Annotated in this window: 13 protein-coding genes; 4 read left to right on the top strand and 9 right to left on the bottom strand. The window is 43.4% G+C overall.

What is annotated here, in order from left to right; all coding sequences use genetic code 11:
• Window positions 1-229, top strand: a 229-nt coding sequence (locus HMPREF9447_RS28975; RefSeq protein ID WP_009276909.1) for a hypothetical protein, incomplete at its 5' end; no start/stop codon positions are given.
• Window positions 230-366: 137 nt separating this feature from the next.
• Here the strand turns inward: HMPREF9447_RS28975 and HMPREF9447_RS27265 are convergent.
• Together HMPREF9447_RS27265 and HMPREF9447_RS27260 are read right to left on the bottom strand one after the other, a co-directional pair.
• Window positions 367-681, bottom strand: coding sequence for a helix-turn-helix domain-containing protein (locus HMPREF9447_RS27265; RefSeq protein ID WP_007851388.1), 315 nt, complete (start codon window positions 679-681; stop codon window positions 367-369).
• 5 nt (window positions 682-686) lie between these two features.
• Window positions 687-1,034: a type II toxin-antitoxin system RelE/ParE family toxin gene (locus HMPREF9447_RS27260; RefSeq protein ID WP_008669299.1), complete on the bottom strand. Its 348-nt coding sequence runs from the start codon at window positions 1,032-1,034 to the stop codon at window positions 687-689.
• Between the two features lie 389 nt (window positions 1,035-1,423).
• Here HMPREF9447_RS27260 and btgA point away from each other — a divergent pair, with 389 nt between their 5' ends.
• The 3 genes from btgA to HMPREF9447_RS27245 all read left to right on the top strand — a co-directional run bounded on the left by btgA (window position 1,424) and on the right by HMPREF9447_RS27245 (window position 3,782).
• The gene (btgA, locus tag HMPREF9447_RS27255; RefSeq protein ID WP_008669301.1) at window positions 1,424-2,029 is read left to right on the top strand and encodes a mobilization protein BtgA; all 606 of its coding nucleotides are present in this window, start codon (window positions 1,424-1,426) and stop codon (window positions 2,027-2,029) included.
• The gene (gene btgB / locus HMPREF9447_RS27250) at window positions 2,026-2,904 is read left to right on the top strand and encodes a mobilization protein BtgB (RefSeq protein WP_008669303.1); all 879 of its coding nucleotides are present in this window, start codon (window positions 2,026-2,028) and stop codon (window positions 2,902-2,904) included. The genes btgA and btgB overlap by 4 nt, the downstream gene beginning before the upstream one ends.
• Window positions 2,905-3,476: 572 nt before the next feature.
• Window positions 3,477-3,782: a hypothetical protein gene (locus HMPREF9447_RS27245; RefSeq protein WP_005783170.1), complete on the top strand. Its 306-nt coding sequence runs from the start codon at window positions 3,477-3,479 to the stop codon at window positions 3,780-3,782.
• Window positions 3,783-3,864: 82 nt separating this feature from the next.
• Here the strand turns inward: HMPREF9447_RS27245 and HMPREF9447_RS27240 are convergent, their stop codons facing one another.
• The 7 genes from HMPREF9447_RS27240 to HMPREF9447_RS27210 form a co-directional block, all read right to left on the bottom strand.
• Entirely contained in the window at window positions 3,865-4,308 is a 444-nt protein-coding gene (locus tag HMPREF9447_RS27240) for a hypothetical protein (protein WP_007659487.1), read from the bottom strand.
• 343 nt (window positions 4,309-4,651) lie between these two features.
• On the bottom strand, window positions 4,652-4,888 hold the full coding sequence (locus tag HMPREF9447_RS27235; protein ID WP_009132803.1) for a winged helix-turn-helix domain-containing protein: 237 nt from the start codon (window positions 4,886-4,888) through the stop codon (window positions 4,652-4,654).
• A 124-nt stretch (window positions 4,889-5,012) separates the two neighbouring features.
• The gene (locus HMPREF9447_RS27230) at window positions 5,013-5,213 is read right to left on the bottom strand and encodes a winged helix-turn-helix domain-containing protein (RefSeq protein WP_009132802.1); all 201 of its coding nucleotides are present in this window, start codon (window positions 5,211-5,213) and stop codon (window positions 5,013-5,015) included.
• Between the two features lie 504 nt (window positions 5,214-5,717).
• A complete protein-coding gene (locus HMPREF9447_RS27225) occupies window positions 5,718-6,239 on the bottom strand; it encodes a BfmA/BtgA family mobilization protein (RefSeq protein ID WP_009132800.1) in 522 nt (173 codons plus the stop codon).
• Between the two features lie 80 nt (window positions 6,240-6,319).
• The gene (locus tag HMPREF9447_RS27220) at window positions 6,320-6,892 is read right to left on the bottom strand and encodes an ORF6N domain-containing protein (RefSeq protein ID WP_009132799.1); all 573 of its coding nucleotides are present in this window, start codon (window positions 6,890-6,892) and stop codon (window positions 6,320-6,322) included.
• A 49-nt stretch (window positions 6,893-6,941) separates the two neighbouring features.
• Window positions 6,942-7,139: a hypothetical protein gene (locus HMPREF9447_RS27215; protein ID WP_009132798.1), complete on the bottom strand. Its 198-nt coding sequence runs from the start codon at window positions 7,137-7,139 to the stop codon at window positions 6,942-6,944.
• A 13-nt stretch (window positions 7,140-7,152) separates the two neighbouring features.
• Complete coding sequence (locus HMPREF9447_RS27210) at window positions 7,153-8,148, bottom strand: replication initiation protein (protein WP_009132797.1); 996 nt, start codon at window positions 8,146-8,148, stop codon at window positions 7,153-7,155.
• Between the last annotated feature and the right edge of the window lie 111 nt (window positions 8,149-8,259).

The raw sequence follows: 8,259 nt of genomic DNA, 5'->3' as shown, positions 1-8,259 counted from the left end.
TCGGAAATTTGTCGTAGATGCTCGGAAATTTGTCGTAGATGACCTTTGTAAGATATTACAGCACAATGTGTTATGCTATGCCGTAAAAGTAACTAAAAAGAAACTAAAAATTACCGTAAAGCAATGGAGTGTTTCTTTTTTGGTTTATAGAGGTCGCTTCGCTCCACTTTTCAGCGTGTTTTTTGATACGACGAATTTCCGGAGAATGGGAGAGAGTGGAAACAAGTAAAGCCAAGTGCAACGGATTAGGAAGATTTTTCGGTGTGTTAAATTTTGTATAAATATGACTTTTAATGTATAAAACGAGAAGTTTCCGGGAGCGAAAACGCATCCCGGATTTAATGTAACTTTTTGTTGTATAGTTAGTTACCATAACGCAACTTTACCCATGCTTCCGATTTCAAGTTTAGCACTTATCCCCATAGCCTTAAAAACTCTTGCAATGGTGGAAAAGGTTAAGTTCTTACCGTTTTCAATTCGGGAGATTTGAGCACGCTGCACTCCTATCAGATTACCTAACTCCTCTTGGGTTAAGTTCTTTGATTGGCGAGCTTGTTTAATGGCTTCACCTATCAAAAAAGAGTTAAGTTCTTCTTCGTAGGCATCACGTTTGGGAGTACCTTTTTCTCCGATGTATTTATCCTCGATTTCTTCGAGTGTATAAAATTTCTTTGCTTCCATACGCTTTATCTTTTTGAATTAAAATAATCTTTTCTAATCTCTTCGGCTTTGGCTATTTCTTTGGGAGGTGTCTTTTGGGTTTTCTTGATAAACCCATGTGTTGCGATTACCAGAGTGTTTATCTTATCGTCCTTATCCCAAAAAGCAAGAAGCCTGTACTTGGTTTTGTTATAGAACGTTCTGAATTCCCAAATATCCGTATCATCCAATTTCTTGAATAAATCTGGATCAAGTACAAAGGTGGATTTACGAATATTGCTAATGATCTTCTCACGTACCTTGTTGGGCAATCCGTCTAAAAACTCTTGGGCTTCGTTGGATAATTTGACCTTGAATCTTGATTTTGCTTCCATATAAAGTTTTAGTGTTGCAAAGATAATATTTTGTTTCCATATAGCGAAACAAAATATTGATATTTTATGCAGCCTGTTGTGCCGTTTTGATGTGTTTTTTTGTTTGTGGAATAGGTTCTTTCTTTGTGCCTCGCTCCGACTTCTCCCCGTCCCCCTTGTACGAGCTTTCGCCGTACCGCAGGGGAGGGTGTTCGTCGATTGCTCGGCAGTCGAAAGAACAGCAAGAGGAAACCGGGCTTTACCCTGTTTTTCCTCTTGCCCTACGGGGTTACGGCTGAATATCAGCCGTTTAAGTTTTTTAACCGCAATTAGTTTGAAATTGTGGTTAAAATTATACCTTTGTAAATCAGAGATTTAATAATATAAACAGCAATTAAAACCGCAATTGTATGGATAAGGAAACCACCACTTCTGTCACCATTGACCGAAAAACGTTTGCCCGGCTTGATAGGCTGGCAAAGTCCAATAATGTATCAAAGAAAGAGTTCCTTTCCTGTGCGCTGGAGTACTTCGAGAAGTACGGCATCAACCCGGTTGAGCATGAGAGTCCGGCAAAGGAAATGCAGAAACTTATCAAACGCTGTGATCAAGTGATAGCGTTCATCCGGAAGCAGGAGCAGGATTTCTTGCGTCCGGCTTGTGAAGCCATGGGCAGTACAAGTATGAGGGTGACCATGAGCATGGACTCGATACTTACGGAAAAAAAGTTCAGCCAATACCAAAAAGACAATGACCTATTCATGCGTGACCTTGCAAGCCTTGCCGGGATAAGGGAGCAGGCTTTGGACCGGGCGGAAAAGGCAGTCGGTCAGTCGAGGGATATGCTTCTGAAGAACCAACAAGCCATTTATGCAAGGCTGGACGCTGTGACGCAAAGGCAGGAGAAGATCTTCTCCTATATCGCAAGCTATATCGATGCGAAAGGAAAAGCCGGGCTTTTCGATGATATAAAAGCCTTGTACAAGAACGAGAAGAACAAAAGGGAAAAGATATGAACGTGAAGATACAGGGAAGCGGTAACGGCACATATGCCAATACAGGCAGTTGTGTTGCGGTGACGAACTATCTCCAGCATGAGGATTTGGAGAGGATGAAGAAAGGGGAGGAGGTGCAGCCGTTTTTCAACCAGTTCCGGGACTACGTGAGCGCAAGGGAGGTCACATTCAAGATAGACAACAACAAGGCTAAGTTAAGCCGGACTGACGCAAAGTTCTATGTTATCACTGTCAGCCCTTCAGAGAAGGAGCTGCGCTGCATGGGCAGAACTCCGCAGGAGTGTGCGGAAGCCTTACGGCGGTACATACGGCAGGATGTGATGAGAAACTATGCGGAGGGCTTCGGAAAAGGCTTGAAAAGCGATGATGTGGAATATTATGCAAAGATCCATTTCAACCGGGACGGTGAAAGTGACAGCGATATGCACGCACATATCATCGTCAGCCGGAAAGACCGGAGCAACACCAGGAAGTTAAGCCCTAAAACGAACCACACCGGGAAGAAGAACTGCGGCAACGTGAAGGGAGGTTTTGACCGGACGGATTTTTTCCGGAAGTGTGAAAGCTCTTTTGATCGGCGCATGGGGTTTGACCGGGAGCCGGAGGAAAGCTTCGACTATCTTAATGCCGTCAAGAACGGAAGTCCGGCGGAAATAGCCCGGCAGGTGGAACGTGCGGAACGCATCAGAAAGGAGAAATGGGACAAACTCAAAGCAGAGCTTCAATCCCGGCAGGAGCCGGAGAAGTCGAAAAATCAACAGGTGGAGAAAACGCCGGACATCGAGCAGCCTATTCCCAAAAAGAAGCAGCAGGAGGAAGATCTGGAACTCCTGAAGAAGCCAAAAAGGAGCAGAGGTTTCGGAATGGGCATGTGATTTTTCTATTTTCCGGCACAAAGGTAACTCCGCACGCCGCATTTGTAAAGGGACGTTTCACTCTCCGGGTAAAAAATCTCCTGTGCTCGCTTCGCTCGTGCGGTATTTTTTACCCTTCGCCCTTGACAAATACTCTGTGCTTCGCTGGCAGGTGTTTAGGAAAAAAGAAAAAAAATGTTGTTCTTTGGCGGGATGTCCGCTTTGTCATTTTGTTACCGGGATTTGTCCGCATGGTGGGAGACCCGCCCCGATCAGCCGGACACGCAATATCATTTTGTAATAACCGGCTAGCTGTTTTTATGGTGTAACGCTCCGATATTGCTTTCTTTTTGATAGATATGCAAATGCAAGAAGCCCCCCGGCGAAAACCCCGCCGGAGGCAATTATAGAAAGTCTGTGTATCATTTCCACAAAATGTGGAAATGATACACAGATAACAGTTCTTCAATAAATATATGTGTTTTTTGTATACTTTTGATTATCAGGCATATATGACTTGTTTATTTGTTTGGCACAATGTTTGTTCTTTGTCTTTCAGAAACCATATGTTAAATATTTAAATAGATTGGATTATGAAAAAGGTATTATTTGCAGTAGCACTTGTTATGGGATTGGGTAGTTCAGTGGCATTCGCCGGCAACATGGTATCGGATGTTGAGATTGTGGTAATGGTGAACGATTATAAGCCAATCGAGGTAAAGGATCTGCCGCAGGCGGTTCAGGACACGATCAAGAAGGATTTCGCAGACCTGACAATCAAGGAAGCCGCAGTTGAGGAAAGCGAGGAAGGCACAAAGACCTACAAGGTGACATTTACCGATGCAGAAGGCACGGACAGCGAAGTGTTCTTCAACGAGAAGGGCGAAGTCCTGAAATAAAGCAAATGAACAGCAAAAAGAGAATTCAATTAAACTGTGTCAGCAAAATTAATATTTTATTGCTTTGCTGACACAGTTTGTTTTACAGCCCCTCCGGTTCCGGTGACTTGTAAGGCTTGAAAGCAACCCGAACCTCCTTATGCTCATCGATGACGAAAGTCTGCTCCGGCTCCACAGAACGAATAATGACGCCATTGACTTTCCAATACATGATTGTCCATGATTTGGAATGGGTAGCACGAAAATGCACCGTTGTGCCTTTCGCTATTTCAGCCGGAGAGATCAATTCTCCTATCTTTTCCGCAGCCGTATTTTCCAACTCCGGTTTAGCCGAAAGCTGACCTTCACCCTGATCCACACCAAATGCCAGCACTACTTTTTCCACTGCGGGAGGAAGAGGAGGATCTTCATCATTGTCACAAGAAACCGCAAATAGCGTAAGCCCATACAACAAAACAACGACAAAAGAGAGATAACCGATCTGTCTCATTAAGCCGATTTCTTTTTTTTCCATAGCAGTTTTCATAAGCTTATTTTTTGTTTACGACCGCATAAAGATAACAATTTGTTGGCTAAAAGGGTTTATTAAATATAGTGTTTATCACTTAATGATTTAAGGTTAATATCCTGTAGGTTGCAGGGAGAACAAACGGGAACAGCCGTTCCCGCCCCTTTCGGATTGTATGCCAGCACCCCTAAAAAATGCCTTGTCAAAGACAAGTAGTAACACGCCTGTGTTACGTTTTCGACTTTTCAGCCGTCCGACCGCCACCCCGTCCGATTTGACTTGCCTTTGAGGTTATATATGCAAATGCAGGAAGCCCCCCCCCGGCGAAAACCCCGCCGGGGGCAATATTTTTAAACAGGCTTTAAAAATACACGTTCAGCATAAGGTATAAAAAGACGTTCTTATCCTTAGTGCTGTGGTGTTCAAGTTCGAATTGGATTTTGTCCTCACGTGCGAGCCAACCTATTGCGCTGGCAGCTTCCAGGTCATTGAACCCTGTTGCATCCTTGACTTCTTGTAAAGTCCATTTCCGAGGTGCGTCTGTGCTTAATAAACGCCAGAGTTTTCCTGCGTTTTCTCCGATGATATGCTTGTCCATACTGGTTGGTTTATTAGATTAATAAATAGTTTTGAAATGGATAAAGAGGAAACGCTTTAGCATCATAATGGCATGATACGGCGAATATGCCGGCGTTTGCCTTTTATCCTCTTGAGGCGTTGCATCACTCTCTCCTGATATGCAATAGACCGTTTATCCGTTCAATATATACTTTGCCTTCACGTGCGAGCCACCCGGCGGCAATGGCGGTTTCATCAGCAGCCATGTTCAGTTTTCTCGCAAGCTCTGCAATGGTTATACGTCCGGTTTCTCTCAATTTATCCCAAATCGCTCCGGCATTGTAGCCTATAGTAGTCTTTTCCATATAACAACTTGTTTAAAAATTAGTACTAAAAACATATATCTCTCATTGCGTACGCATTGTCTGTCCTCTCGTTTAAGATACTGTTGTTATAAGTGAAAAAAAGCGGAAGGGCATTTGCCTATCCGCAGGTGAGGGAGTCGAAGCCCTTAGGTACAAACAGGTAGCGCCCCCCGCATATAGCGAGCGGGCGTATAGACTGTTTTTGCTGTACCTACGGTTCATTTTCGACTTTTCACCTGCACAGAAATCAGCTAAACGCTTTTCTTCAATATGTAAAAAACACTGTTGTATTGCGACTAATCCCCGACCAAGGCTCCACATCAGAGAAGTTTTTCTCAGAAAGTGACAACATAGTCCTGTTACAACTTAGACAAAGATAATAAAAAGATTGTAATAAGCAAATTTGAAAGCGATGTTTTTGGTTGAAATCAGTTAAATTAATCACTTTTGGACGCTCATGTGTTGGTGTCGCTTTCATTTTGCCTTTTAAGGATATGCTAAAGTTTATAGTTCTGTATTTACTTTTATTTTCCCTATTGTCTTTTGCTCGTCACGTACCCGGCACAGTTCTTGGTGTGCTTTTTCCTTGTACTCCTGCAAAGCAGAGTTTTCGGATCGCAGCCGGGCAATCTCCCTTTCTTGTTCTTCGCTTTTGGCTTCTGCTTTTGCTTTTTCTTCGGCAGCATGGGCGATCAGTTCCGGCGCTGGGAGTTGTTTGGTGGTCTGTTCCCGGACAACTTGGAGAAACTGGCGCACCGCTTCCGTTCCCTCGTTGTTGGTCTGCATGGTTGTTTTTACTTCTTTCAGTTCTCCGATGATTTTCTCCAATGGGGAATAATCGAGAGCGTTACTTTGCAGGTCAAATCCGGTACGCTCGAAATAATCCAGCGCAAGGGAAACAAACTCTTTCCGCAATATGCCGTTTGCCCGGCAGTATATCTCCAGCCGTTCAGATGTTTCTCCGCTTATCGAAATGGTTGTCTTTTCCGGCTTGCTCTTGGGTTGTATGGTTGCTTTATCTGTCATGCCTTAACTTATTGATGTAAATATGCTTATAATATGCTTGATATACTTGAAATATGCTACATGTTTTGATTATATGCTCGTTATTTGTCCGGCTTGCTCTTCTTTGTCCGCTTGACTGTGTGCTTGAACTTGACCGCCATAAGGTTGAGTTCGATAGTGGATTCCGTTTCGGTCGTGTCCGTATCATCTACAAGCAGGTCGGAGAGAAGCTCGCCTGTGCGCTGGATAAGCCCTTTTTGCTTGGCGTTGTCCGGCTCGTTATGTATCGCTTCGATATTTCGTGTAAGTTCACGCAGCTTTGTGAACGAATCTATTATCGCAATGGTGGTTTGCGTGGCTCTTGGGCTTTTCATTATGGTAGCCAGCATATACAGCCCTCTTTCGGTAAAGGCTCTTGGTTCGACAGTCGATTTTTTCAGTCTTTCCATGCGGTGGAAATTTTCCACCACATACTGTTTTTCAGAGGGTTGTAGGGTAAAGCAATACCCGTCCGGGAATTTTTCGGGATTGTTTTTGACAGCCTTGTTTATTTCTCTGGTTTCTGTCTGATAGAGTTCGGCAACATCCCGGTCAAGTATGACCTTTTGCCCCCGAAGCTCGATAACACGTGCTTCGACTTCTTTGGTTCCTATTGTTTGCGGTAAGTTTTCCATATTTTTTGAATTATGCTACAAATATACCGAATATTCCGAAAATATACCTCTATTCCGGGAGTAAATCGAGTTGGAAATCATGGTAAACGCCCCCTTTTCTTCCGCAGGCTTCCGGACATGGTTCGGTGAATATCACTGTTACGAATATTGCCCCGGCGAACTTCTCTATCTCTGTAACCATTGCCCGTAAATCCCTGCCATAGCCGCTTATTTCGGCTGGTACGATAACTTTATCACCTGTTTTCATACTTGTATGTTTTTTATTCTATACCAAAATCTTCCATTAAGCAAACCCGGATGATAGCCCCTATCTGTTTGGCTGGCTTGTCTATATATTGCTCAAACTTCTTTTGTATCTTTTGCGCCACCTGTACGGCTATTTCCGGGTGTAACTGTACGGCGTTCACTACACGCTTAACATATCCTTTGTCACTTTTAGAGAACCTCGAAATAGTGGTTGTTATGTAGATGATCGCCTGTTTTGCGCTTTCGTATTCCAATAGCTTTTGTTGTTCGGTTTGCCTTGTGTAAACGTAGAATTTGTATTCGGTAACTTCCTTGCCTTTGTAGCTCTTTGGCTCGAACTCGAAGTATAAATCGCATTGTCCGGCATTGTACAACTCCCGGAGTTCCTTTTGCGGATCGTCAAGTACACGCCTTTTGAAATCGCATCCCCGTTTGTATTTCTTTTCCAACATGAACATTTCCCGAAGCTTTTCGACTGTGTAGAAAAAGAACCCGGCGTTTCGGTATTGGCAGCACAGTTCGTAAAACCTTTGCGAGAATGTGCTTTTGAGTGCGATTGCTACCGTCATGGAGTAACTCGTGAAGTTTTGGGCGAGTTCCACGTAATAGGGTAGTACCTCTTTGGAAACTTGCACCTCAAAATACGATTTATTTTTGATATGCTTGACGTAATTGACAAAACCGATACTTAGCCACATTTTTTCGTTGTTAATCTCTATATCGCGATTTCTAAGCCGTTTTAGCGCATCGTAGATGTTTTGCATCTTGGTATTGTCACCGCATTTCTTTAGTTCTTCCTCGTGTATGGTGATAATCAGATCATCGAATAAGTCCCGTCTGCCGTTCTCGTTCTCGATGTATTGCGCCCGGATATTTCGTATAATGGAGTATAGGGCACGTTTTTCGATAAGGTCGAACTTGTAGCGTGCGGTAGTCAGCGCATTGTCTTGCGACAGGACTATATCCCTCTGTTTCTTGTCTTTCTTCTCCATGACTTTAATGCTTTTCACAAAGGAAATATTTATCTACGACAAAAACAAATATATGGCGTAGAATATTTGTCGTAGATAACCGTTTTTTTCGGAAATTTGTCGTAGATGCTCGGAAATTTGTCGTAGATG

This window comes from Bacteroides oleiciplenus YIT 12058, assembly GCF_000315485.1.
Classification (GTDB): Bacteria; Bacteroidota; Bacteroidia; order Bacteroidales; family Bacteroidaceae; genus Bacteroides; species Bacteroides oleiciplenus.
Note: the sequence above shows the minus strand (reverse complement) of the source record. Positions and strands in the feature narration are given on the sequence as shown.

Excerpts from the sequence above, each read along its gene's own strand:
- HMPREF9447_RS27240 (WP_007659487.1), bottom strand. The coding sequence starts at position 4,308 with ATGAAAACTGCTATGGAAAAAAAAGAAATCGGCTTAATGAGACAGATC.
- HMPREF9447_RS27260 (WP_008669299.1), bottom strand. The coding sequence starts at position 1,034 with ATGGAAGCAAAATCAAGATTCAAGGTCAAATTATCCAACGAAGCCCAA.
- HMPREF9447_RS27220 (WP_009132799.1), bottom strand. The coding sequence starts at position 6,892 with ATGGAAAACTTACCGCAAACAATAGGAACCAAAGAAGTCGAAGCACGT.
- HMPREF9447_RS27215 (WP_009132798.1), bottom strand. The coding sequence starts at position 7,139 with ATGAAAACAGGTGATAAAGTTATCGTACCAGCCGAAATAAGCGGCTAT.
- HMPREF9447_RS27235 (WP_009132803.1), bottom strand. The coding sequence starts at position 4,888 with ATGGACAAGCATATCATCGGAGAAAACGCAGGAAAACTCTGGCGTTTA.
- HMPREF9447_RS27225 (WP_009132800.1), bottom strand. The coding sequence starts at position 6,239 with ATGACAGATAAAGCAACCATACAACCCAAGAGCAAGCCGGAAAAGACA.
- btgA (WP_008669301.1), top strand. The coding sequence starts at position 1,424 with ATGGATAAGGAAACCACCACTTCTGTCACCATTGACCGAAAAACGTTT.
- HMPREF9447_RS27245 (WP_005783170.1), top strand. The coding sequence starts at position 3,477 with ATGAAAAAGGTATTATTTGCAGTAGCACTTGTTATGGGATTGGGTAGT.
- btgB (WP_008669303.1), top strand. The coding sequence starts at position 2,026 with ATGAACGTGAAGATACAGGGAAGCGGTAACGGCACATATGCCAATACA.
- HMPREF9447_RS27230 (WP_009132802.1), bottom strand. The coding sequence starts at position 5,213 with ATGGAAAAGACTACTATAGGCTACAATGCCGGAGCGATTTGGGATAAA.
- HMPREF9447_RS27265 (WP_007851388.1), bottom strand. The coding sequence starts at position 681 with ATGGAAGCAAAGAAATTTTATACACTCGAAGAAATCGAGGATAAATAC.